At 37.6% G+C, this 24,106-nt stretch carries 22 protein-coding genes and 2 pseudogenes; 6 read left to right on the forward strand and 18 right to left on the reverse strand.

Going from position 1 to position 24,106, the window contains the following annotated elements; genetic code table 11:
• The first annotated feature begins 532 nt into the window (after window positions 1–532).
• A pseudogene (locus tag AAHB15_RS28850) lies at window positions 533–1,665 on the forward strand (multidrug effflux MFS transporter).
• Between the two features lie 237 nt (window positions 1,666–1,902).
• Here AAHB15_RS28850 and AAHB15_RS28855 read toward each other — a convergent pair.
• The 10 genes and pseudogenes from AAHB15_RS28855 to AAHB15_RS28900 all read right to left on the reverse strand — a co-directional run bounded on the left by AAHB15_RS28855 (window position 1,903) and on the right by AAHB15_RS28900 (window position 11,851).
• Window positions 1,903–2,898: a hypothetical protein gene (locus AAHB15_RS28855; RefSeq protein WP_342043826.1), complete on the reverse strand. Its 996-nt coding sequence runs from the start codon at window positions 2,896–2,898 to the stop codon at window positions 1,903–1,905.
• A gap of 273 nt (window positions 2,899–3,171) precedes the next feature.
• Window positions 3,172–4,044, reverse strand: a complete 873-nt coding sequence (locus AAHB15_RS28860) for a YitT family protein (RefSeq protein ID WP_335574612.1) — start codon at window positions 4,042–4,044, stop codon at window positions 3,172–3,174.
• Window positions 4,045–4,093: 49 nt separating this feature from the next.
• Window positions 4,094–4,655, reverse strand: a pseudogene (locus AAHB15_RS28865) (tyrosine-type recombinase/integrase).
• Window positions 4,656–5,623: 968 nt separating this feature from the next.
• Window positions 5,624–6,616 carry a hypothetical protein gene (locus tag AAHB15_RS28870; RefSeq protein ID WP_335574611.1) on the reverse strand — a complete coding sequence of 331 codons (993 nt, stop codon included), beginning with the start codon at window positions 6,614–6,616 and terminating at the stop codon, window positions 5,624–5,626.
• A gap of 56 nt (window positions 6,617–6,672) precedes the next feature.
• The gene (locus AAHB15_RS28875) at window positions 6,673–7,578 is read right to left on the reverse strand and encodes an NAD-dependent epimerase/dehydratase family protein (protein WP_342043827.1); all 906 of its coding nucleotides are present in this window, start codon (window positions 7,576–7,578) and stop codon (window positions 6,673–6,675) included.
• Between the two features lie 23 nt (window positions 7,579–7,601).
• A complete protein-coding gene (locus AAHB15_RS28880; protein ID WP_335574609.1) occupies window positions 7,602–8,156 on the reverse strand; it encodes a dTDP-4-dehydrorhamnose 3,5-epimerase family protein in 555 nt (184 codons plus the stop codon).
• A gap of 37 nt (window positions 8,157–8,193) precedes the next feature.
• On the reverse strand, window positions 8,194–8,742 hold the full coding sequence (rfbC, locus tag AAHB15_RS28885; protein WP_335574608.1) for a dTDP-4-dehydrorhamnose 3,5-epimerase: 549 nt from the start codon (window positions 8,740–8,742) through the stop codon (window positions 8,194–8,196).
• A gap of 15 nt (window positions 8,743–8,757) precedes the next feature.
• On the reverse strand, window positions 8,758–9,849 hold the full coding sequence (rfbG, locus tag AAHB15_RS28890; RefSeq protein WP_335574607.1) for a CDP-glucose 4,6-dehydratase: 1,092 nt from the start codon (window positions 9,847–9,849) through the stop codon (window positions 8,758–8,760).
• A complete protein-coding gene (gene rfbF / locus AAHB15_RS28895) occupies window positions 9,833–10,618 on the reverse strand; it encodes a glucose-1-phosphate cytidylyltransferase (protein ID WP_335574606.1) in 786 nt (261 codons plus the stop codon). Before rfbF ends, rfbG begins: the two co-directional genes overlap by 17 nt.
• Before the next feature lie 30 nt (window positions 10,619–10,648).
• A complete protein-coding gene (locus AAHB15_RS28900; RefSeq protein ID WP_335574605.1) occupies window positions 10,649–11,851 on the reverse strand; it encodes a glycosyltransferase in 1,203 nt (400 codons plus the stop codon).
• A gap of 306 nt (window positions 11,852–12,157) precedes the next feature.
• Here AAHB15_RS28900 and AAHB15_RS28905 point away from each other — a divergent pair, with 306 nt between their 5' ends.
• Entirely contained in the window at window positions 12,158–13,531 is a 1,374-nt protein-coding gene (locus tag AAHB15_RS28905; protein ID WP_335574604.1) for a sugar phosphate nucleotidyltransferase, read from the forward strand.
• Between the two features lie 316 nt (window positions 13,532–13,847).
• On the forward strand, window positions 13,848–14,387 hold the full coding sequence (locus AAHB15_RS28910) for an ECF transporter S component (RefSeq protein WP_342043828.1): 540 nt from the start codon (window positions 13,848–13,850) through the stop codon (window positions 14,385–14,387).
• 61 nt (window positions 14,388–14,448) lie between these two features.
• Here the strand turns inward: AAHB15_RS28910 and AAHB15_RS28915 are convergent, their stop codons facing one another.
• On the reverse strand, window positions 14,449–15,411 hold the full coding sequence (locus tag AAHB15_RS28915) for a S8 family peptidase (RefSeq protein WP_335575328.1): 963 nt from the start codon (window positions 15,409–15,411) through the stop codon (window positions 14,449–14,451).
• A gap of 407 nt (window positions 15,412–15,818) precedes the next feature.
• Here AAHB15_RS28915 and AAHB15_RS28920 point away from each other — a divergent pair, with 407 nt between their 5' ends.
• The gene (locus tag AAHB15_RS28920) at window positions 15,819–16,001 is read left to right on the forward strand and encodes a hypothetical protein (protein ID WP_098527274.1); all 183 of its coding nucleotides are present in this window, start codon (window positions 15,819–15,821) and stop codon (window positions 15,999–16,001) included.
• Window positions 16,002–16,169: 168 nt separating this feature from the next.
• On the opposite strand, the gene AAHB15_RS28925 is transcribed toward AAHB15_RS28920, so the two are convergent.
• The 5 genes from AAHB15_RS28925 to AAHB15_RS28945 all read right to left on the reverse strand — a co-directional run bounded on the left by AAHB15_RS28925 (window position 16,170) and on the right by AAHB15_RS28945 (window position 19,058).
• Entirely contained in the window at window positions 16,170–17,030 is an 861-nt protein-coding gene (locus AAHB15_RS28925) for a DUF421 domain-containing protein (RefSeq protein ID WP_335575329.1), read from the reverse strand.
• Window positions 17,031–17,046: 16 nt separating this feature from the next.
• A complete protein-coding gene (locus AAHB15_RS28930; RefSeq protein ID WP_144566957.1) occupies window positions 17,047–17,253 on the reverse strand; it encodes a DUF1657 domain-containing protein in 207 nt (68 codons plus the stop codon).
• Window positions 17,254–17,334: 81 nt separating this feature from the next.
• Window positions 17,335–17,538 (reverse strand): DUF1657 domain-containing protein, encoded by a 204-nt coding sequence (locus tag AAHB15_RS28935; protein ID WP_335575330.1) that lies wholly within the window; start codon window positions 17,536–17,538, stop codon window positions 17,335–17,337.
• A gap of 165 nt (window positions 17,539–17,703) precedes the next feature.
• On the reverse strand, window positions 17,704–18,036 hold the full coding sequence (locus AAHB15_RS28940; protein ID WP_446715901.1) for a hypothetical protein: 333 nt from the start codon (window positions 18,034–18,036) through the stop codon (window positions 17,704–17,706).
• Window positions 18,037–18,248: 212 nt separating this feature from the next.
• A complete protein-coding gene (locus AAHB15_RS28945; protein WP_335575332.1) occupies window positions 18,249–19,058 on the reverse strand; it encodes a hypothetical protein in 810 nt (269 codons plus the stop codon).
• A gap of 214 nt (window positions 19,059–19,272) precedes the next feature.
• Here AAHB15_RS28945 and AAHB15_RS28950 point away from each other — a divergent pair, with 214 nt between their 5' ends.
• Entirely contained in the window at window positions 19,273–20,745 is a 1,473-nt protein-coding gene (locus AAHB15_RS28950) for a flavin monoamine oxidase family protein (protein WP_335575333.1), read from the forward strand.
• A 114-nt stretch (window positions 20,746–20,859) separates the two neighbouring features.
• Here the strand turns inward: AAHB15_RS28950 and AAHB15_RS28955 are convergent, their stop codons facing one another.
• Window positions 20,860–22,077 (reverse strand): MFS transporter, encoded by a 1,218-nt coding sequence (locus tag AAHB15_RS28955; RefSeq protein ID WP_335575334.1) that lies wholly within the window; start codon window positions 22,075–22,077, stop codon window positions 20,860–20,862.
• Between the two features lie 268 nt (window positions 22,078–22,345).
• Between AAHB15_RS28955 and AAHB15_RS28960 the strand changes: the two genes are divergently transcribed.
• Window positions 22,346–23,425, forward strand: a complete 1,080-nt coding sequence (locus AAHB15_RS28960; protein WP_335575335.1) for an LCP family protein — start codon at window positions 22,346–22,348, stop codon at window positions 23,423–23,425.
• A 196-nt stretch (window positions 23,426–23,621) separates the two neighbouring features.
• On the opposite strand, the gene AAHB15_RS28965 is transcribed toward AAHB15_RS28960, so the two are convergent.
• Window positions 23,622–23,819, reverse strand: coding sequence for a hypothetical protein (locus tag AAHB15_RS28965; protein ID WP_342043829.1), 198 nt, complete (start codon window positions 23,817–23,819; stop codon window positions 23,622–23,624).
• Window positions 23,820–24,106 lie beyond the last annotated feature (287 nt).

Genomic DNA, 24,106 nt, shown 5'->3' on the forward strand with positions numbered 1-24,106 from the left:
TTGCTGACGCCTGTCGTTCAATCTATCCTCACGAATAGGCTTACCGCATGAGTACGGCATACCGACAGGTTCTCCCCGGGTAAGAGTACAGACTTTCCTTCCATGTCTCCGCCTCATTTACTCTGTGACACCTTCGGCAGTATGGGCTTTGTCTTGTATTGCAGACTTATCCAATGTCACCTAGCCTTATATGAGATTCGTGTTCCTCGGAGCGGAAGTTTGCCGCCGACTTCCTTCAGATATGAAAGTCACCCCGCATATCCTTGTCTTAAGCTATGATCTACTACTGCCTTCACCGTTTGGGACTTGCACCCTAGAGCCTGCACCCATGCCGGGCACACAATGAAAAATAGTATTTATTTTATAAATATTATTTGATTACTTCATCAATAAAAATCTGTTAACCTATAAGATGTTATAATTTTTCGAAAAGAGGAAATTTTATGTTTATGAAAGGATGACTTACTTTATGGGGGATCCACTACACAGGTCGTATGATTAGGCGGTACTCTCACGCTCCAAACGGTTATCGATGGCGATTATACTTGGTATACTCGCAGTATTTGGCCCTTTATCCATGGATATGTATTTACCAGCACTACCTAATATTGCAAAAGATTTTTATACCAATGCCTCTTTTGTACAACTTACGATTACGTTTTTTGTACTCGGTTTAGCATTGGGGCAACTACTAACAAGGCCAATTAGTGATGTAACTGGACGCCGCAAACCCCCTTTTAATTGGCTTAATGGCCTACTTTATCGTGTCACTTTTATGCGTATTTGGTCCTTCGATTTGGGGATTGATTATTTTGCGATTATTCCTCCAGGGGTTTGCTGGATCAGCCGGATTAGTAATCTCGAGATCGATTGTAAAAGACTTATATTCAGGAAGCGAATTAACCAAGTTTTTTTCACTGCTCGCATTGATTAACGGCCTGGCCCCCTATTCTCGCTCCTGTTTTAGGCGGTCAGTTGCTCAAAGTAGTCCCTTGGCAAGGTGTATTTATAGTTTTAAGTGCCATCGGTATCGTGATTTTTTTGTAGTTCTTTTTGGCTTGCCAGAGACGCTTCAGGAAAAACAGCGTACGGCTGGTGGCATCCAGAATACATTTCATGCTTTTTCAAAACTGGTCACTGATCACCTTTATGGGATATGCTTTAGCACAAGGATTAGTCACAGCCTGTTTGTTTTCATATATTTCAGGTTCTCCTTTTGTCATACAGGATATTTACAAAGCCTCACCTCAAACGTTTAGTTTAATTTTCGCTGTAAACGCCATAGGGATTATGATTTGTAGTCAGACCACGGGAAGATTGGCAGGAAAAATTCCTGAGTCAACGATGTTTAAATTTGGATTAGGAATGGCAGCCTTAAGAGCCATTATATTACTCATTCTTATATTTTCACAGGCAAAATTAGTCTTTTTATTGATTCCATTATTTTTCGTTGTATCAAGTGTAGGAATGGTGAATACATCAGGTTTTTCTCTGGCGATGCAAACACAAGGAAAAAATGCAGGAAGTGCGTCTGCTTTGTTGGGTGTTACGTCATTTGCACTTGGTGGAATTGTCTCTCCACTTGTTGGAATTGGCGGAGTCCATATGGCCATTCCGATGGGCGTTGTTATGGTTTGTACCGGGTGTGGTTCCATTCTAACTTAGTTAATTCTAGTAAAAAGAAAAAGAAGAGGAATAGTAAACTAATAGGAAATAATCCACCAGAGTTTCAACTCAAGGGTGGATTATTTTTTATGATTAATGACACTATACCTATGCGAAAATTATGGACTAGTAGGATATTCTAATTAATGTGCAGACACTATCATGCGTTTCTTTACAGTGTCTCTCATTCTACTACTCTATGAACCCGCTACGTGAGGGAATATAAAAAACTTGATCTTAAATGCCTTTAGAATAATTTCGTAAAAATTTTTCCATTGAGGACAACAGAACAGATAAATCAACTTCAAAATTTTGCCTAGCTGCCAAATTGGACTTATTGTATTTATTTTTACTCTCATCGTTTAATTTTTGAGGTGATTCATATGGCAGTGATTCATATTGTAATGATTCAAATGGTGGTGAATCATGTTGTAGTGATTCATATGGTTGTGAATCATGTTGTAGTGATTCATATGGTTGTGAATCATGTTGTAGTGATTCATATGGTTGTGAATCATGTTGTAGTGATTCATATGGTTGTGAATCATGTTGGAGTGATTGATATGGTTGTGAATCATGTAGTAGTGATTCATATGTCAATGAATCATATGGTAGTGATTCATCTTTTAATGACTCAAATGGTAGTGATTCATGTTGTAATGATTCATGTTGTAATGAGTCAGGTTGTAGTGATTTAGGTTTTGGTGATTTAGGTGTTAGTGAATTAGGTTTTAGTGATTTAGGTTGTAGTGATTTAGGTTTTAGTGATTTAGGTTCTTGTGACTTATGATCTTCGGTTTTAGCCTTTTCAATTTTTGGTCCACAACTCACATTTTTAATGTGGAATATGGTAATGCGCACGACTTCGTCATTAGTGACGATATAAACAAAATCGTCTTTTACCTCAATGAGTACCCCCTCAACCATGTCAGGACCTCCACGATTGATTCTCACCCATAGATAATTCAATGATTCAAGCAGTTCTTTGAAATTTTCAGCCTTTTTAAATTCAAAATCCTTAGGAACTTTAACGTCGAATTCCAACTGCATATTCCTATTTTCTGTGAAACTCTTAATGTGTTGAGTGTGATAATAAACGACCCCATCGTCTTCAGTGAGAACTGCGAAATAATCGTCACCAGCATCTAGTAACTTCCCAATTCTGGATTCTGGGCCGCCTCTGTCAACCTTGATTACTTTATTTGTAAAATACTGCTTGATGTCCTTACCCATTAAAAATCTCCCCTTTAATAAATATTTACACTGCATGTATATGTATCACGGCAGGAAGTTGTCCTAGGTAATGGCCTGTCTTTTAATGCTTTGGACGAATACAATGGGTATGTAAGGGGACCTATTGGTAAATACCGAATGCGACGTTAATAATCGAATCCTTCTTCAATAACCTGAACTGTTAGTCGTTTCATGCAATCGTCGTATCTTTCAGACAAAAAAAGCCACACAAATGGCAGCTTATTTTTCTAAAAAGCAATGGAACTTTTACTCCTAATGAATATTATGCTTTCTGAAATTACCGCCCTTAACCTCTGCAACGTCATATACGGTAACAAAAGCAGTTTCGTCCATTTCATTTATAATTTCCTTTAATTTGGTTTCTTCTAAGCGGTTAATGACACATGTGATTTCTTTGAATTTTTCATTGGAAAAACCGCCATAAGCATCCTTATATGTTGCACTTCGACCTAAGCGATCACGTATTGCTTCTACCATTAATTCGGGTTGAGTTGTGATAATTTGAAAGGTTTTAGAGCCGCTTAAGCCTTCTTCAACAATGTGAATAACTTTAGAAGCAATATAGTAAGCTATTGCCGAAAGAATCGCTCCTTGCAGACCAAATGCAATTGAAACAAAAATAAATACAAATATGTTTAAGAAAAGAATTAAATCACTTGTCCCAAACGGTAATTTTCGAGATATTAGCACGGCAAGCATATCAATGCCATCTAATGCACCGCCATTTCGCAGGGCTAGACCCATCCCTAAACCTAGGATAATACCACCAACAACTGTAACTAACAAAGTATCCCCTTCAATAATGGCTGGGGTATGGTGCAAAAGGCTTGTGCCAACAGCTAGTGAAGCTATTCCGATAATGGAAAAAAATGCGAAACTTTTTCCAATTTGTTTATATCCTAACCAGATAAAGGGAATGTTTATAATTGCAATTAGAACTCCTAATGGTAAATCAAATAGTTCTGATCCTACGATACTAAGACCCGTTACTCCCCCATCAGATACGTTGTTTGGGATTAGTACCGTTTCTAGTCCATATGCGGCTATAAATCCACCAATAATCACGATTAATCCTCGTAAAATAAATTTAAGTTTATTAGGCTTATTCATTTTCGTTTTATTCATATAATTCCTCGCTTCAAATTTTTTATTATTGCTCGAATACTTATCAAAATTATAAATTTACGTCTATCTGAGTGGTTATTAATTCTTCGTTTTTTATACCTAATAATTTTAGTGTCTCCGCTGGTGTAGAATGGTTAAAGTGTTTTTGTAAAAGCGCAATAGAGACTCCTTGTTTAAACGCATGAAATCCAAAGGTTTTTGCCAAAGAATTTGTTCCTATCTTCCCTTCAATGCCTACCTTAAGCATCATGGATAATTCGATAGGCCTGTTGTCGAGTAATCGGTTGTTTAAACTTACGAGATTGGAATAAATAAATCTGTTCTTCGATGTTGACTTGGTTTATGTAAGACGTTACAGCTTCTTTTACTTTTTTGTTTAAAAATACAGACTTCCTCCTTTCGCTCTCCATTTCAGAGTAATGATAAAAATCCTTAATTTCTCCATTGCTATTAGAAAGATCCTTTACTTTAATCAAAAGTAGTTCAGATATTTTAAGACCTGTATTTATTCCAAAAACAAACAATTAGTAATCCCTGTACGAATGTTCTTTAAGGTAATGTTTTAAGGAATTTATCTGTTCTAAGTCTCTAAGTGCATCCACTGTTTCCAAGGCTAATCATTACTCCTTCAATGTTACTTAATCAAAATATATTTTATTATTTAGTAACATTCAAACTTTCCGCCTTTATAGTAGTATCTTCTACTAAATAACTTTAGGAAATGCTAGAATCCACAAAATATACAAAAAAACCCCGTCGATCTATTTTATTGGATATCTGACAACGCAATTGTTTCGTTCAGAAGCAAAGAAAAAGAACGGACGAATGATTTTAGCAAACATCCGTTACCGTTCTTTATTTGGAATGGAAGATTCAATTTTTGAGGATTCGCATAAATCAAACAGTTCTCCAGAATATCCGTTTTAATCTCAACATTATGGTTCAAGGTATTACTGTGTAGGATGTTTATCACACGATGTAACTGATAACCTACTTCTACTCTTTTGTTGTTATTTATTGTGGGTTTTCCAAAAGATAAAAAATTTTTTTAATCTGTTAATATATCGGTAATTCTTTGAATATGTGACGTAGATAAACCTAAAGCATATTCAATAATAGGCTTAATTTAATTTTCCTCAGCTTTTTATAATAAATATGTAAGGTCACATATGCTAGAGCTATCATTTTGGTATTGCGACCAAAGTTGAGCAACTTCGCCTGCCGTTAGTCGAACCTCCATATAGATATACTAGATGATACCTTCCCCATAAATTATTTATCGCATGTAATAGTTTCCTTAATATCTCCACTGGACTCCTGTTTCAAAATAACCATATAAGTCATATTTAAAATCTAAATAATATCTACCATTTGCTGTAAACATATAGCAAATTATGCTTCTTCTACTAAAATTAACTCTTCTTATATTTATCTGTCGATAGCTCAATAAAAAAAGGCTGCCACAGCAACCTTTCCTTCTAAATTTAAAACACCCGTAAGTGTAATAATATATTCATAAATTCTAGCACCGCGATAGATCCTTTCATATCGGAGTGAAGAATGAAACCTCATATACGATCTATTTATCAAGAAATGTTGCATTTGAATGTTTAAAAGGATTATTGAACTTGTTTCGCAGCTCCGCGCTGTCTCGGTATCTTTTGCGTGACTTGCTTTTAATTTTCTCACCATTAACAAAATAGTCATAACTCCATGGTGCATTCGATAATGCATCTTGCTCAGCTTTTTTTAATTCTTTTAGATAATTAGCTTTTATTTGATAAACAGCGTGAGTTTTATTAGGAAGATAGCTCTTTAAGACAGAGTCGAATCGATTATTAAAAAGACCGGAAAAATGGAAGAACTTTAATGGCACTTTGTTCACTAGATAGTTTCCTAAGGAATCATATGCGAACCTTCTTTGGGGTAAGTTCCAGCAGGCGACATTATAACCAGGGTGTTTGAAAAGGTGAACATCAAAGATGCAAAGTGATAGGTCCACCCATTTTTGATCCACATACATACCTTCTGAAGTGTTTTCATAACAAAATTTTTTAAGTCGATACTCCCACCAGCGCAGGAAGCGCTCTGCTTCGTCTGATCTTTTAACAGCAAGAAAGCCGGTGTTGCAAATACCATAAATTATGGTAGTGAGTTCATTGTCTATGATTCCGTCGTCCTCAGTAATATGAGGGGTTACTAGTACGGGGAATTGGTCTAGTGCATCCATTACCTCATCAAATGAACCAAAAATTTTTATATCTGTATCGAGAAAGATGAAATCTTCCTCTTTCGGAAATAAATCAAATAAATGAAGAAAAAGCTTCGCCTTAACAGATGTCACTGCTTCGAGGGCCTTGTATTTAAAAATATGTTTATAAAAGTTTTTGAATCCTAAATCTTTTGCTAAAATCACATGATCAAAAAACTGACAGCTGCTCGCAGCAGGGTGAATGCTTTCTTCAACTAAACAGACTACCACTGTTGAAGTAGGAATGTGTTTTTTAGCTGATTTTGCCATTACCATCGCTTCGCTCAAGAAACGCGTGGTTGTAACCGTAAATATTATCATGTGATCCCTCCCTTGTTTGTTAATAGTTGCTTTTACATCGACACAACACGTGCCAATCATTCCTCTTGAGACGCCGTGAGTACCTTGCAAAAATCAGCTACAAATTGTTCGATTTTGTCACTAGGTTGATAGATATCTTTCAGATAGAGGCTGCTATAAGTGAATTGATCATGGTTCGAAGGACCATCGGGGATGACAAGCTCAACTGATTTGTTTAGATGTTTTTTTGTTACACTTTGAATTAGTTTTCCAAAAGATCGAATGCTCATGGTATCTGGGCCGGGAATATGGAGTAAAGGTACAGCGTGACATTGAGAATAGGCGTGTTCTATTACCCTACAAATATCCTTTACTGATATAAAATTTCTTAATTGGTAACCTGGCGTACGCAAAACGATCTTTCCGGTGGTAACCGCCTCTTTACAAAATGCCAATGGGACTAACGTCCACCGCTTGCACTGAGCGATATTAACAGGTTTGCCAAAGAAATTACTAGGACGTATGACTAAACCATTAATTTTATTTAACCGGGTGTACATTCGAACATAATCTTCGGCTTGCAGATGACTTAATCCGTAATCGTTCATGGGGCAAGGGACCGATTGTTCATTGATGGTTCCGGAAGGTGTTCCAAAAACATGAAAGGTAGACAAGTAAACGAAATATTTTATGCCGTTTTTCACACAGAAGTCAAGGGCTGCCTTTGTTCCAGCCACGTTTTGGAATATACTTTGATATGGATTGGATTGACAAGATATCTCATTGGCGGCAGCAGCATGAATAAATAGATCAACTTGACTTTTGATTAAAAGGTTTGCAAAGTCTCCCGGACGATCGAGATCAAAGTGCAAATGTGCATCCGGTTGACGACTGGCTTTTACTATATCCCAGTTTTTTGATTGAAAATATCGGCAAGCAATACTGCCAAAATAGCCATTGCTCCCGGAAATGATCGCTCGCATGTTAGTTTGCACCTCAATTTTTATTAATTGTATTCACTAAAGTAAAAAGGACTCACAAAATGGTTGAATTCTGGTAATTGCTGATCTCTTTTTGAAAGAATAGGGTTAAGATTTGGCCATGGAATCGCAAGAGAATTCCATCGTATTCCGGTATCATGTTGTGGGGAGTGCTCACGGGAAGATAAATAAACCATTATTGCCGGGCCGCTTTCTACATAAAATCCATGCGCCAATCCGGACGGGATGTAAATGATTCTGTTTTTTTCACAGTCCAACTGAAATATTTCATATTTACCGTACGTGGGGGAACCGATTCTAAGATCTACTACCACATCCATCACTTTACCTTGAATACAATAAATTAATTTGATATTGTCCCAGGGTGGAACTTGAAAATGCAATCCTCGTAAAGTACCCTGATTAGATATCGAGTAGTAGCTTTCACGAAAGTTATTTACTAGACCGTTTTGTGCAAATTCCTGCTGTTGGAAAGTCTTGATGAAACTACCACGGTGGTCCTTGAAATGCAATGGAATTAACTGATAACAGCCAGGAATGCTTGTTTTCTGCACCTGCATCAAAACACCTCATTGTCATAAGATACTATACTATATGTTAGGGTTGAAAGGTAAAAGGGCTTACGAAATCAGACAGTGCTGGTAGATCACGATCCTTTTTAGAGAGAATGGGATTGTCATCCGGCCACGGGATAGAAAGAGAATTCCAGCGTATTCCGCTGTCGTGTTTAGGTGAGAAAACGGTCGTCATATGGCAAATAATGATGGCTTGTTCACTAATTACATAAAAACCATGGGCTAAACCGGGTGGGATGTAGACCATATTGCCTTTATCCGATTCCAGCATGAAGATGCTATACTTGCCATAAGTGGGGGAGTTTTTCCTAACATCAACTACGACATCCATAACGATCCCTGAAACACAGTAAACCAATTTGGTGTGCTCTTTTGGCGGGAGTTGAAAATGTAGTCCTCTCAATACTCCTTTGGTCGAAATCGAGTAGTATTGTTCTGTAAAGTTGTATTCAAGTTGGTTTGCCTTAAAAAAAGAGGGAAACAGCGTTTTGACGAATCTGCCTCGCTCATCTTTATAGGTTGCCGGAATGATTTCATAACAACCTTCGATGCCTGTTTTATCAATACGCATGGAGTTTCAACACCTTTATTTTAACTGAGAGAATTCTTTAATTTGCTTAAAACAAACTTCCCTGATGTCGCTTTTTTCACTGTAGGCTCGAACCCATTCAATTACTTTATCAATCGCTTGGTCAAGGGTCCACTTCGGAGACCATTTTAACTCTTCTTTTGCTTTAGAATAATCTAGTTTCAAGTAACTAGCTTCGTGGGGATGATTTCTGCTGTCTAACTCATAATAGGTTTGCCCGCCCCATTTTTCGCAAATGCGCTGAACGATCCATTCAACGGGTTTTGCATCGTCATCCTTGGGACCAAAATTCCATGCTTCAGCATATTCTGTTCCATTGAGGTATAACTTCTCGGCCAAAAGCAGGTAACCGTATAACGGCTCCAAGACGTGCTGCCAAGGGCGGATAGACTTCGGATTGCGAATCACAATCTTTTTTCCATTTAAAAGCGCCTGTGTACAATCAGGGATCAATCGCCCGGCCGCCCAATCACCTCCCCCTATGACATTTCCAGCTCTAGCGGTAGCTATCCCAACACCGTGTTGGTCATAGGTATTGGGGTTAAAAAAAGCCTTTCGGTAGGAATCCGTAATCAGCTCGCTGCATGCCTTACTAATAGAATAGGGATCGTATCCCCCGAGCCGATCATTTTCCCTGTATCCCCAATGCCATTCCTTATTTTCATAGCATTTGTCAGTCGTTACGTTAACCAGTGCTTTGATCCTTTTTCCGTTGTTGACAGCCTTTTTGACCGCCTCCAATAGATAAGTCGTTCCCATCACGTTGATTTCATACGTTTCCACAGGATTTTCATAGGAATGACCCACAAGTGGTTGAGCAGCCATATGAAAGATAATATCGGGGTCAGTTTGTACAATGGTTTCGTACAATAGGTCAAAATTGCGAATATCACCATACACAGAATGAACTAAGTTTTCAAGCGAGCTCAAATGAAACAGATTAGGCTCGGTTGGCGGTTTCAAGGCGAAACCAGTGACTTTTGCACCCAGCTGATGTAACCATAAGCATAACCACGAGCCTTTGAAGCCCGTATGTCCTGTAATAAGCACTTTTTTATTGCACCAGAAGCTTTTATTCACTTTGATCATTCACCTTTTTCCAAGGTGCTTGATTAGAATCCCATAAATCATTTAAATGATTCTTATCCCGAAGAGTATCCATGGGGTGCCAAAAGCCGGCATGCATGTACGCCACAAGCTGCCCCTTCTTGGCTAGGGTTTCAAGCGGTTCTTTTTCCAGTACCACATCGTCACCGGTTATATAATCAAAAATTTCTGGTTGCAATACGAAAAAACCTCCATTCACCCAACTCCCGTCACCCTTCGGTTTTTCCATAAATTCCGAAACCGTACCGTCTTCAGAAATATTTAAAATCCCAAAACGACCCGTTGGCTGTACGGCGGTTACCGTAACTATTTTTCCTTGTGCGTGATGAGTGTCCACTAATTGCTGTATATTTATATCAGAGAGACCGTCCCCGTAAGTCAGCATAAAAGGACTATTCCCGATATATTTCTGTATCCTCTTTATCCTGCCTCCCGTCATTGTATGGAGGCCGGTATCTACAAGCGTCACATTCCAAGGTTCAACATTTTGCTGATGAATCGATATTTTTTGTTCTTGAAGATGAAACGTAACATCAGCATTGGAGAGAATATAATCGGAGAAGTATTTCTTGATTTGATCCCCTTTATATCCTAAACAGATTATAAAATCATGAAAACCGTAGTGTGAATATATGTTCATGATATGCCATAGTATTGGTTTTTCACCAATTTCAATCATTGGTTTTGGTTTTAGTCTGGATTCTTCGCTAATCCTTGTGCCGAATCCCCCAGCCAATATGACCACCTTCATAACAGACCTCCTAGATGGGAATAAAAGATGTTAGTCTTTGTTTTCTCTAATCCCTTGCATGATTTTGATTAAATTTTGTTTAAACTTTTTCAGTTGAAACTCATTTTTGATATATTGCAAGCCATTTTCTCTGAGTCCCATCCACATCTTCTCATCGGTATAACATTGAATAATTTTTTGTGCAAAACCCTCCGGATCAGCACCAATCAATAAAGTATTTTCATTTAGTTCAACCTGTTCTGCTATTAATGGAGTCACCACGCAAGGCAGGCCATGAGCGAGACTTCCGATCAATTTCAGGGGAATCCCAGACGCATACCTTGTTGGAACAATAAATACTTTACAACTGTCATATACATCCCACAGGTTGTCTTTCTTTCCTGCAATCACTATATTATCGGATGCCAATTTCTTGATCGAACCAACTTTGTTTGAACCAGTCCCCACAATCCATAACTTTGCTCCAAGAGCTTCGTATACTTTAGGATAAATCTCGTTTACAAAATAGAGGATGGAATCTTCATTTGGTGAAGGTGAATCAAGAAACGCCCCAACAAAAAGGATATCAGTTCGCTCTTTAAAGGGCTTTGAAGTGGGATTGGCATCCATCGAAAAACTAAGCACTTCTACCGATTTTATACCCAAGCTTTCGATCTTTTTTCGTTCCTGCGCGGATACAGCCACAACCATATCGGCTTTGTTCATTAAATCCAGTTCCTTTTGAATGATGGCCTTTTTCTTATCTTCGCTCAGTTTGTTTCCATACAATTCCCTCCGAAGTATGTCACGGGCCGGAGAAAAGGTTTCTGTATCATAAATAACTTTTTGTGTAGGGTTGATTTTCCTTATAATATCAATTGTTTGTATCATATTGAGGGTCCGACTGATCCAAATGACGTCATAACGATCTTTTTTCTTGCGAAAAAATTGCTTTAAGTTGCTCCTGTCAGGAGTTTTTATTTTGATACCCTTTTCTTTTAAAAGATCAGTATGTGGTTGTGTTTTCTTGGGATTTTGCAAGGGTAACAGAGATACCTCACAACCGATGTCCACAAGACAGTTCAAAACGAGATCTGCCCTCGGATAACCCCATCCTAATTCCGGTGCAGGAATACAATCATCTATGACCAACACCCTCATATTTTCATGCAATTTTAATCCCATGCAAGGAATTCCTCCTATTGAATTAATGATATTTTGATCGTTTGATGTAAAAAATGTTTGTTTTCTCATGGGAGAGGCCGCCCTGCCACAACTTTAACAACATGGAGTGCTAGGTTCATATTCTGGAAATCTATGTATTATCCTATGACGAAACATGCAGAGTGGATATGGTATTAAAACCCATAAACTAAAAATGTGCTACAGGTTGCTTGGTTTTATGAAAATGAACTAGGTTTTATAGAAAATGGATACGAATCCAGGCGTCATCTTATTATCTTCATATAATATTTATGAAATTTATATTCACATCGTACATGGAGTGTTTAGCTTAAACACTAGAGATAAAATGATTATTGTAAAGGATGATTCTTATTAATGAAAATTATTGTATTATCAGGAGGATCGGGAAAAAGATTATGGCCGTTATCGAATAATTCAAGATCAAAACAGTTCCTGAAGATACTTCGTAACCCTAATAACGAGCTGCAATCTATGGCTCAAAGGATGTGGACACAATTAAAGTCCGTTAAATTACAAGATTCCTGTTTTATTGCAACAAGCAGAGCACAAGTCGAAATAATTCAAAATCAATTAGGCCCAAATACTCCCCTAATTATCGAACCAAGCAGCCGCGATACATTCCCTGCCATTGCTTTAGCCTGCAGTTACTTGTATTCCGAAGTTAAGGTTGATTTAGAAGAAGTAATCTGTGTGTTACCTGTTGATCAATTCGTAGAAGAGGAGTTCTTCTACCAGATAAAAGGACTTGAGTCCTTGATTATTGAAACTGGTGCCGACTTAGCCTTACTAGGTGTACGTCCAACTCAACCGGATGAAAGATTCGGGTATATCATACCGAAAATTCTAGGGGAGATAGATTGTAACTATTTGCATGTTAATAATTTTATAGAAAAGCCCAATCTAATACTGGCTGAAAAATTGGTTAAACAAAATGCCTTGTGGAACTGCGGAGTGTTTGCATTTAAGTTAAAACATATGATTTCTTTCATCTCGAACGAAAAATGGCCCTTAGCGTACGATAAAATGATCGACATATTTGAGAAATTGCCTAAAACAAGTTTTGATTATAAAGTAGTGGAAAAGACAGAGAAAATGATCGTTGTTCCTTATGTCGGTGAATGGCAGGATCTAGGAACTTGGAACTCATTAACCGAACAGCTAGATACGCCTGTTTTAGGAAAGGGATTTATTAGTCCCGACTCAAAAAACACTCATTTAATAAATGAATTGAATCTTCCGATAACGATTTTAGGTCTATCAAATGTAGTGGTGGCAGCAAGCCCTGATGGTATCCTTGTATCCGAGAAAGGTGCAAGTCCAAGAATCAAACAATTCATGAAAAATAACAATGAAAGACCCATGTATGAAGAAAGGCGCTGGGGCTGGTACAAGGTATTGGATTACACTTCTTTTGAAAAGGGAGATAACGTGCTTACCAAAAAAATTGGCATTCATGCAGGTAAGAATTTGAGTTATCAAACCCACAAAAAGAGGAGTGAAGTATGGACTATTATTTCCGGGTCAGGGGAATTTGCCTTGGATGGAGATATTATACCGATTAAAGCTGGTGATGTTTTAAAGATACCGGTGGGCGCGAAGCATGCAATTAAGGCCATTACTGATGTTGAAATAATTGAAGTTCAAAAAGGATCTGAACTCATCGAGGAAGACATTCAAAGACTTCTGTTAAGTTGGGAGGACATAGAGGAACATTGCCGGAAAGTATAGCAGCTCTCTTTTTACGAGGAGAGTAGTCTGCAATTGGATAATTAGTAAAACGATAATAAAACGCTTGGATTCATTTCCAAGCGTTTTTATGTGCTAAAATGGTTACTATTTTAGCTTCAAAATCACTGTCATCGATGACACCTTTACCACATTTTAACATATAAAATCCAAAATTGTATTTTTTTATAGATATCGAAATAATTCTCCGTCACTTCAAATATATAAAAGGCTGCATGTAAAAAAAGAATATTACATATTTATAAAGTTTCAGATTAGGTGTATGATATTATTTTAAAAACAAGAAAGAGGTCATCATATGAATACAACATTCTCACCGGCAGCAACTTCTAAAACAAGGTCCATAGTTATCAATGCACTTTTCATCTCATTAACACTGGTAGCCACAATGTTCATTAACTTAAGGCTCCCAATAATGGGTAATGGAGGTCTAATCCATCTGGGGAACGTGCCTCTTTTTATAGCTGCCTTGGTTTATGGTAAAAAAACAGGAGCCATAGCTGGCGCCTTTGGAATGGGCTTATTCGATCTTATCTCTGGCTGGGCAGTATGGTCGCCGTTTACTTTTATCATCGTAGGGACAATGGGCTTTTTAGCTGGTCTCATATCTGAGAAAGTACCCGGCAATAGAATCCTTGTAAACACAGTAGCAATTGCGGTTGCATTGATAATAAAAGTCGTAGGCTACTATTTTGCTGAAGTCATCCTTTACGGTAACTGGGTACAGCCATTCGGCTCCATTCCCGGAAACATTATGCAGGTTGTCATAGCCGGGATAATCGTAGTACCTCTTGTAGGACGCTTAAAGAAAAGAGATCTGGACAGAATTAAAAGTTAAATATGCCCAAAATAAAACAGTGCCATAAATATTCTTTTGGCACTGTTTTTTTACTAGTAAACTAGTTATTTAGCACTTCTGCTTTTAAATCAGTGTTAAATATTTCAGTTAAATAATCTACTGCCGTCAGATACACCATCCCATTCCCTTCTAACTTTGGAGAATGACCGAGAGGAACCGTTCGTTTGATTAATTGCGCATAAAGCTCTGGTACAGTTAGCTCTCTCTCGAATGATTGATTCGCAAGGACTTTGATGAGGGCAAGTGCACCCGATACATGTGGAGTGGCCATTGACGTGCCGCTAAGCGTTGCAAATTTACCATTCAGATAGGTAGAAAGAATCGTTTCACCTGGCGCTACAAGATCTACTTCATTATTAGAATTACTGAAATCCGAGATTCGTCGGTCTAAGTTGACCGCCCCTACACTGATCACTTCATTATAAGATCCAGGATAATCAAATTCATTGGTTGCATCCTGTCCATCCCCTTCATTGCCGGCAGCACAGACCACAAGAATATTATGTTCGACTGCCTTTTGAATAGCTTCATGTAACTCCGAAACATCTTCAGGACCGCCAAGGCTCATGGAAATAATGTCTGCCTGTTGTTCAATCGCATAATAGATACCATTTATGATCCAGTCATATTGGCCGGATCCATTTTTATCAAGAACTTTAACAATTAATAGATTGGCTTCAGGAGCAACTCCAACTACCCCTCTTTGATTTTGTGTCGCTGCCATTGTGCCGGCTACATGGGTACCATGGCCATTGTAATCCCGATAAACATCTTTATTCCCGTTATCATCATTCGTAAAATTCCTGCCGCCAATAATCCGTTCCTTTAAGTCAGGATGTGTCAGATCACAGCCGGTATCTAGGATGGCAATGGTCATGCCCTTTCCTTTTGTTTTTTCCCATGCTTTAGGGGCCTGAATCATATCGACTCCTTTTGGCACCTCGGTTACTTCTTCAATATGTGCAATGAATTGGTACGGAATCAAGTGCATTTTTCGTTCCATATTATCCCTCCTGATTAGTTTCATTGAAGTCGACCCATGATAGTAATAATAGTTTAACAATTCTGAATCAATTAAAACAGAGTCTTTTTACGTACATTTGTTCCCATTCTTCTCTACTACTATTTATGAAATCAACTTCTATATATATGAAAATAATGGAAAGGGACAGGTTAGGTTTTAACATTTACTAACATAAAGATATTTTTCTACAATTAGTTAAAAGAACCTATTGGTTTACCGTCTGAATTTGTAGGAAAAAGAAGGAATTTTACTATTACTTATAAAATATGAAGATTACTGTAGAAAAGTTTTATAACATGATGGCAGGAAAAATGCTACTCTTTACAAAATATTAAAGAAAACGGAAAACAGATGTCTAACGAATAAGTTGAAAGGTGGTATTATCCTTGAATGAACTTACCCTACAACAACTCGTCGAAGGTCTACCGAAGTCTTTATTAAATGCATCTGATCGAGATTTGGAAGGATTCCAAAAAATTATTGAAGAAACGATAAAATTAAGAGAGGGTCATCGAAACCTGCAAAAAATGGTTAAAAACTTCTCACTCTCTACGATTCAACGAACATAGAACCCAATGAGAAGAAGGATTCAGAAGGTGAATTGCCTTCTTTTTTTATTTGTACCATTCTCTTATTATTTCTTACGATAATCATGATCCTTAGTCCCCTTCTAAGGATCATTTTCAAGACAAGAATAGAAAAAATACTTGCTGTACCCTTGACTTTTTTTCAAAGATTTAAGCTTTTAAATAAGGACTAAGTAAATCAATTGCATTTTGTATTCTTTCGGCATTTACTTGATATAATTTTTTTGCTTCCGTAGAATCAGTTTGTAAAGAAAAGGATTCTAAATCAGCTTGGCATTTTTTTAGTGATGACATTAACAAAGGCTTTTGTTGTGGTGATGGGATTTTGAGTTTGTCATCATATACATCCACCGTTAATTGTCCATATGAATCAACTTGTCCCATAAATACATTCTCCAGCATGACGCCAAGTTTTTGTAATTCAGTATCCAGCCACTGCCGGTTCTTATTAGCTTCCGTAAGAGCATTATCTAAAATTTCACCGTCCATAATGACCGTCTGTGGAACTTTTTCATTCCCAACCTTCATATTTAAATCTTTAGGAGTAAGAGGTTGATTTTCTTTCTTCAACAATACATTTATGTCCCCATTTGGTTCTAAAACGGCAAACTCTACATCTGCAACTTTAAATACATTCTTTTTTCTTAGTAATGAATTTAATTCATCAATCGTATAATATTCCTTTTTTAAACTATCTTCCATAATCTTTCCATCTTTAATAACAACCGTTGAAGTACCTTCAGCAAAATCTCTGAATTTTTTGCTCTTCAAAGAAAAAACATCAACAGCATAGGTTATCCCGCTAAAAAGAATTAACACAATAATACCGTGCATAATATTTGCATCAAGACCTGTAATGACTTCAGCTGCTACACTACCAATAGTGATACCTGAGATATATTCGAAAAAAGAAAGCTGGGAAATTTGTTTGGTCCCTAAAAGTTTGGTCATAAAAAATAATACAGCAATAAACAAAATGGACCGTAATCCAACTTCAACCCAATCCAGCATTTTTATCACCTCGAAATTACGATGGTTTATATTGAGGTTCTTGAACTTCCATTTCTATCGTTCGTTTTTGTAAATCATTTTTCACTTCTTCGACAATTAACATGGCATTGTGAAAGGTCTGTTGAGCTTTTTCATCCTGAGAATTTAAAGCGAATGTGGATAGTTGTGCTTCAATTCCCTTAATGGAAACTAAGCATTGTTTTACATTGGAGTATATTGTCATTTTTATCTCCCTATTGTTAAAAACTTATTTATTGTGCCTGTTAATATTGAAAGGGGCAGCATAGAACGCCACCCCACCGTTTTACTGATTATATTGGGGTTCTTCTTGTTGTATTTCCTGAAGACGCGGTTCTAAACTGTCAATGATTGACTGAGTTTGTTGAGCAGCATTTTGGTACAATTGCTTTGCATTCTTGTTTTCAGTTTGTAAGGCAAATGTTTCAAAACTAGCTTGAGCACTTTTTAAACCTGCTAAAGTTTGATTTACTTGAGTAGCAACCGTCATTTTCTTTCCCTCCCTAGTTTTTAATTGAACTACACATGTATTCTTTGCCTAAAAAATTGGAAGTATTTGTGGAAATGTTTACTTAAACATTTCACAAAAAAAGATCAGCCAGTCACAACGAGAATTAAACATCCCATCTGGCTGTTTTCTTTTTATGAAAAAATATTACTTGTTCATAGAACCGCTGTTATTGGTGGCATTACGGTTGTTAGCAGCATTATTCTCTCCGCCAAACTCTTCACCAACTTGGTTACCAAGCGCACCGCCTGCAAGTCCACCTGCAACAGTACCTATTGGTCCCAAAACAGAGCCTACAGCAGCCCCAACAGCACCGCCGCCAACAGTACCAACCGCTTCACCAACATCACTGCCTGATTTGTTCGTTGCATTGTTACCAGTTTGGTTTGTAGCGTTGTTACTAGCTTGGTTTGTAGCGTTATTGCCACCTTGGTTTGAGTTTTCACCATATCGATTACGTTCGTCGTTTGTAGGCATCATCTTTCACTCCTTTTTTGTAGTTGGAAAGTTACTAAGTCTGGTCAGTACCATTCCCCAACATATTTTAACCAAGCTACATGGTATTACACGATTATTTGTGATTTCCATTAATACACTAATTTAGCCATGTTTCTCACTATGTCGTTTCACCATTTTAGTGCGTCATGTAAAAAAAGTTGGCAACATGATAGCGCCAACTTTTCCGTTAAATTCTATTTTATCTTTTCACATTCCTCTAATATATTCTCCGTCTGTTCGATTAAGAAAAACGTTTCATTCCAAGAGTTCTCGGTGTTGATATCCTGGGAATGAGCCAAATTGTTGCGGAGCTCTTCTAATTTTTTAAAAAAATGCTTCCCCTTCGTCTTGGTTTCAATCCCCAACTGTTCCCTTAATGGACCTTCATTTAAGACAATGTCCCGTTTATCGCAAATTTGCAAGCAATCACTTAATTGAATCCCTTCATTTCTGGCTTTTCGAAGAGCAAATAAATCTTCTGTAAATTGAATCCGCTTCGGATTTAAATGCTTTTTCCAGGAATCATCAGGAAAATACTCATTAATAATCCGATAAAGATGCATCTCTAATAACGAGATCAAGCCAAATAATAACATCCGAATCGGCGGCTTCTGAAGATCGGCAAGCGTGACAACCTTTGTTATTCTGTTTCCTTCAAGGATAAAAATTCGCTCATTTTCTTTAAAAATAAACAGTGTATGTAAAAGCGACGTTGATTCCGAGACAAGCTCTGTCGGACTAAAGCTCCGGTAATAATCTTTACAGATACCTTCCTTCAATTCATCTCTTACCACATATCCAATGACAATTCCGTTATCCTCCACACCGAGAATATCGTAGTCCTTCATTTCCATCATGTTTTTAATATGGGCAGCATCATCATGTAGATGACAAGTATCCAATGATTCTGCAATACTGTTTATGGTGATGTTTTGTTCGTATAAGGAACGAAGACTTTGATACGAACTCACTTTATCACGCTGATGAACTGGTTGAATTGGCATAATTATTACCTCCGTGTTAACTCCTCTTAGACAAATCTATTATAACCTTAATCCTTAACAAAAAAATAGACAACTCATTGATTGCCTGCCCTTTCGAATGCTTGAAAAGTAAAAATTTTATGAAACACAGGGACGTTCATCTTCATGCCATAAACACATAGGGATCTCTTTAAGTGAATACAATGTAGTAAATCTTTTCACTAGGGGCGATCAGATGCCTGATAACAAATACAATAAGTTAACAAAACAACAAATGCTTAGCATCATACAAAATGGACTGATGAAGTCGAAAGTACCCAAGAATATTACAATTGTCGGTGCAGGGCTAGCAGGACTGGTTGCTGCTTCCTTATTGAAAGAAGCCGGGCACAATGTCATCATCCTCGAAGCCACTAACCATGTGGGCGGCCGTGTCTATACTATCCGTTCCCCTTTTTCCAATGGGCTTTATCTGAACGCAGGACCAATGCGTATTCCGGATTCTCATCATTTAACCTTAGAGTATATTAAAAAATTCAGTTTGAATATAAACTTGTTCATTAACCGAACGCCTGTCGATATTCTATATATCAACGGAATCAAAACACGCCTTAACATTTTTGAACGTTATCCGGATATTCTAAACTTCCCAGTAGCCCGGAACGAAAAAGGGAAGAGTGCAGAAGAACTCTTAAATTTAGCTTTACAACCCATTATTGATTTTATTAACAAAGATCCAATGAAAAATTGGGATTTAATCGAAAAAGAATTTAAGGACTACTCACTGGGTTCATTCTTAAAATTTTACCATTATCAATATGGAACCACATTTTCTGATGGCGCGGTTGATATGATCGGAGTGCTCCTTGACTATGAAGCCTATATGGGAATGTCCTTTCTGGAAGTATTGCGAGAAACCGCGCAGTTTAGAACGAATCGTTACTATGAGATAACAGGTGGTATGGATCTGCTTCCGAAAGCCTTTCTTCCACAATTAAAGGATGTCATCTACTTCAATCAAAAGATGACGAAAATTACCCAACATCACAACAGTGTAACCATTCATTCCTCCCATCCGGACACGTTAGCAGCTTCCACCCTAACTAGTGATCTTGCTATTATCACCATCCCATTTTCCGTACTGCGATTTGTCCAAGTTGAACCACACCATTCTTTTTCCTACTATAAACGGCGAGCGATTCGTGAATTGAACTATATGGCTGCAACCAAAATCGGAATCGAATTTAAAAGCAGGTTTTGGGAACGGTTCGAACAAAAAGGTGGAAAGTCCATAACGGATCTGCCAATCCGTTTCACCTATTACCCAAGTCAAGGTATTGGTACAAGTGGACCCGCTGTACTTTTAGCAAGCTATACATGGGCGGATGAGGCTTCGACATGGGAGGGTCTATCAAACGAAGATCGCATTCAATACGCTTTAAGGGACTTAGCTGAAATTTATGGAGACCTGGTGTATTCTGAGTTTAAAGTAGGAACTTCCTTCAGTTGGGTCGATAATCCCTATTCTACTGGGGCGTTAGCGGCTTTCGAACCAGGTCAGGAAAACGAGTTGTTTCCTTATGTCACTTTACCTGAAGGCAGAGTACATTTTGCTGGGGAGCATACCACACTTACACATGGGTGGATGCAAGGTGCGATTGAATCTGGGATACGAGTTGCCTATGAAGCGAATAACCTGCCAAAATAAACAAGTACAAAGCATATCCTGGAAGAATATTTAATAAGGGTTGCTCTAGAATGAGCAACCCTTTAGATTTAGACTAAGATTCCATTTAACTACGATTAGTAGTAAATTAACACTTTACACTGCGTTAGAAAATGAATGGATCTGTGATTTCTTATCTTTTCCTTTTTTCAAACTAACCATTGCGATAAAGGAGATACAGTAAAGGCCAGCAAGATACCCCATCGCTACCGTTACATTCGCGTGCTGCAGGATGTATCCTACCAAAATAGGAGATAATCCCCCTAATGCCCTGCCAAAGTTAAAGATCGTATTGGTTGCTGTGCTTCGAACCTCAACTGGATAATAATTACTGATTAGTGCACCATATCCCGCAAACATTCCATTCGAGAAAAACCCTACAAGCGCACCGCCGATTAAAAGCCCTGCACTCCCTGAAGCAAAGGAGAATAAAAACACAGCCACCGCAGAAGCGAATAAGAAGATTCCATATGAGCGCTTCATTCCAAAACGATCCATAAATTGGCCAAAAGTTAACATCCCTGCAATCATTCCAACAGCCGTACTAATCGTCCAAAGAGCCGAATTGGAAACGGATAAACCTTGGGATTGTTGGAGCATGGATGGCAGCCAAATCATCAACCCATTATAACCGGCAATTTGGACAGTAGCCATGATGGCTAAAGCAATCGTTGTGACCGATGTTCTTGGCGAAGAAAACAATTGCGATAATTTCCCTTGCTTTGGCAAAAGTTGTTTTTGTTTTTGTGCCCCTACCCATACAGGTGATTCGTCTAATTTCTTTCTAACGATAAAAGCGAATATAACGGGAACCAAACCGATGAAAAACAATCCTCTCCATCCCCACGCAGGGAGGATCATGGCGCTAAGAAGAGCAGCGAGGATCACACCATATTGAGCACCAATGCTGACATAGGAAGAAGCGCGTCCTTGTTTATTCTTTGGCCATGCTTCCGCCACAAGCGCCATACCAATGCCGTATTCTCCACCTGCACCTAAGCCTGCAATAAACCTAAATAGATAAACTTGTTCAATACTTGAGGCTAACCCTGTTAATGCCGTACCAAGAGCAAATAGTAGAATCGTATAAGTAAAAACTTTAACTCTTCCAAATTTATCTGCTAAAATCCCAAAAATGACGCCACCTGCCAGCATTCCTAAGTTGGTAATAGAAGAAATAAGACCGCCTGTAGCCATGTCGATATGAAATTCCGCAATAATCATCGACATCGCAAAGGAAATAAACATGATATCCATACCCTCTAATGTTAAACCTGCTACTGATGCAACTACTGTTTTTTTACGATAATCCATTTTTGTCGTTCTCCTTTCAAGCCTCACAGGACTATGTTTAAAAGATAGTTGGCAAAAATAAAAATGCCCTCTCATCCAAAGGACAAAAGGGCACTTATATACATGAGAAGTATATAAGAAGTCTACTTTCGCCTTTTTGGCCTCTCTGGACCAAATTAAAGGAATTTAATTTCATCTAATAGTATCATGATATCAAAAATGTGACAATATTTTAAAATAATAAACTAATCTTATTCATAAGGTCATACCTCTAAGAGCCCACAGATAATTGACAGCAAAAAATGAAAATGTAATCAGAAATTCAAAAAAATGTAATCTGATTTTAAAAGGGTTGAAAAATAAGTATGGGATAATCATTACTTCAGGGATTGTTAAAGATGAGGTGATGCTAGAATTGACACAGTCAGAAAAGAATAGAAGAAGACTAAGATTGGGGAGAGTGTTTGGCGCGCTTCTTCTATTAAGCATTTTTATAGTTGGTCTTTTTCAAATATTTCAATACATACAAGGTACAATCGAAACACTCAACGAACCGCTTAAAAAAGTAGAAGGAAAAGATGCATTTCAAGGAAATAAAAATAAACTAGGTGCAGTCAATGTTCTTTTATTAGGAAGTGACTCACGAGGGGAAAAACAGGCTCGAACGGATACGATCATGGTTGCTCATTATGATCCTCAAACACATAAAATCAAACTTATTTCTCTAATGCGGGATATGTTGGTTTCTGTACCTGAACATGGCCAGCAAAAATTAAATGCGGCATTTTCGTTTGGAGGACCTGAACTACTCAGAAAGACCATTAAAGAAAATTTCGGTTTGGATATTCATTATTATGCGATTGTCGACTTTAAGGGATTCGAAAAAGCGGTCGATCTCCTCGTTCCAGATGGAATTCGTGTAGACATTCCTTACGAGATGTCTTATGGCATCGAAACCAAGTTAGAAGAAGGCAAACAAACGCTTCATGGGAAAGAGCTGCTAGGATATGTCCGTTTTCGTCATGATCGATTAAGTGATTTCGGACGGATCCAAAGACAGCAGGAAGTAATTAAAAAATTAAAGGATGAAGCCGTAAGTCTGCAAAGTGTTGTAAAACTTCCTAAACTATTAAGTTTGATGAATAAATACGTAGATACCAATATGGATAGTTCCACTATTTTGACGATTGGGAAAGACCTAGTAACGAAGAAAAGTGCCAATATAGAAACCGTACGCATCCCTGAAGATGGCAGTTTTCAAAATAAACGTGATGAAGAGCTTGGCGCCGTATTAGAAGTCGACTTCGATAAAAATATTGAAGCTCTAAATCAGTTTTTAGGAGAAAAAAGTATTGCTCAAAATGAATAAATAAGGTTATAAAAATAACGCTAGGATTGGTTCGTCCTAGCTTTATTTTTATAACCTTATTGACGATTTTAATGGTTGTGAGTGAGGTTAGTACTGACCACAAGTTTCCCATCCTATCATTTCCTTGAGTGCCGATTATAATCCCGTTCAATCCCTTTTTTCCAGCTTCGATCTATTTTTTTGCCGTAGAGAATGTTTAATTATTATTAGTGTCTTTATTGATTTTTTTCCAGTCAGTAGCCCTTAAAAAATTATTTGATACTTTTATGCTACCTTTTGATTTCGCTTTTAACGAAACGAATCCATTGGATGCGTGTATAACAGAGTAACCCAAGGTTTCTGAAAACCATACATCACCTTGTACAGTTTGTTTAATCATTTCCCAAGTTTTCACTTAAATGTTTTCTTCCTTTCTGTTGAAGTCTCACAAAAAAGTTTGTTTAAAAATCCATTTAACCGATGAGTAAAATTAAACTTTTATAATCTTCCTATAGTTTGAATTACCCGTAATTTATAAGTATGAAGAACGTATAAGTGCCATGTCTGGTAAATAACACCATATAGGAAATTAAAAGGTGGGTTTGGTGAAGGAATGGGATAATTGTAATAAATACAAAGTTTGAAAGACATTCATACAATAGTCCAATTGAAGGTGTGTTCTACTAAAACTAACCAGCCCCA

Source organism: Bacillus sp. OTU2372 (genome assembly GCF_038440275.1).
GTDB classification, from domain to species: domain Bacteria; phylum Bacillota; class Bacilli; order Bacillales; family Cytobacillaceae; genus Neobacillus; species Neobacillus bataviensis_B.

Excerpts from the sequence above, each read along its gene's own strand:
- rfbC (WP_335574608.1), bottom strand. The coding sequence starts at position 8,742 with ATGCGTATTGATAAAACAGGCATCGAAGGTTGTTATGAAATCATTCCG.
- AAHB15_RS28915 (WP_335575328.1), bottom strand. The coding sequence starts at position 15,411 with ATGGAACGAAAAATGCACTTGATTCCGTACCAATTCATTGCACATATT.
- AAHB15_RS28880 (WP_335574609.1), bottom strand. The coding sequence starts at position 8,156 with ATGCAGGTGCAGAAAACAAGCATTCCTGGCTGTTATCAGTTAATTCCA.
- AAHB15_RS28875 (WP_342043827.1), bottom strand. The coding sequence starts at position 7,578 with ATGCGAGCGATCATTTCCGGGAGCAATGGCTATTTTGGCAGTATTGCT.
- AAHB15_RS28955 (WP_335575334.1), bottom strand. The coding sequence starts at position 22,077 with ATGGATTATCGTAAAAAAACAGTAGTTGCATCAGTAGCAGGTTTAACA.
- AAHB15_RS28900 (WP_335574605.1), bottom strand. The coding sequence starts at position 11,851 with ATGAGAAAACAAACATTTTTTACATCAAACGATCAAAATATCATTAAT.
- AAHB15_RS28905 (WP_335574604.1), top strand. The coding sequence starts at position 12,158 with ATGAAAATTATTGTATTATCAGGAGGATCGGGAAAAAGATTATGGCCG.
- rfbG (WP_335574607.1), bottom strand. The coding sequence starts at position 9,849 with ATGATCAAAGTGAATAAAAGCTTCTGGTGCAATAAAAAAGTGCTTATT.
- AAHB15_RS28870 (WP_335574611.1), bottom strand. The coding sequence starts at position 6,616 with ATGATAATATTTACGGTTACAACCACGCGTTTCTTGAGCGAAGCGATG.
- AAHB15_RS28945 (WP_335575332.1), bottom strand. The coding sequence starts at position 19,058 with ATGCCAATTCAACCAGTTCATCAGCGTGATAAAGTGAGTTCGTATCAA.
- AAHB15_RS28855 (WP_342043826.1), bottom strand. The coding sequence starts at position 2,898 with ATGGGTAAGGACATCAAGCAGTATTTTACAAATAAAGTAATCAAGGTT.
- AAHB15_RS28910 (WP_342043828.1), top strand. The coding sequence starts at position 13,848 with ATGAATACAACATTCTCACCGGCAGCAACTTCTAAAACAAGGTCCATA.
- AAHB15_RS28950 (WP_335575333.1), top strand. The coding sequence starts at position 19,273 with ATGCCTGATAACAAATACAATAAGTTAACAAAACAACAAATGCTTAGC.
- AAHB15_RS28935 (WP_335575330.1), bottom strand. The coding sequence starts at position 17,538 with ATGACGGTTGCTACTCAAGTAAATCAAACTTTAGCAGGTTTAAAAAGT.
- AAHB15_RS28925 (WP_335575329.1), bottom strand. The coding sequence starts at position 17,030 with ATGCTGGATTGGGTTGAAGTTGGATTACGGTCCATTTTGTTTATTGCT.
- AAHB15_RS28860 (WP_335574612.1), bottom strand. The coding sequence starts at position 4,044 with ATGAATAAAACGAAAATGAATAAGCCTAATAAACTTAAATTTATTTTA.
- rfbF (WP_335574606.1), bottom strand. The coding sequence starts at position 10,618 with ATGAAGGTGGTCATATTGGCTGGGGGATTCGGCACAAGGATTAGCGAA.
- AAHB15_RS28940 (WP_446715901.1), bottom strand. The coding sequence starts at position 18,036 with ATGATGCCTACAAACGACGAACGTAATCGATATGGTGAAAACTCAAAC.
- AAHB15_RS28930 (WP_144566957.1), bottom strand. The coding sequence starts at position 17,253 with ATGACAATATACTCCAATGTAAAACAATGCTTAGTTTCCATTAAGGGA.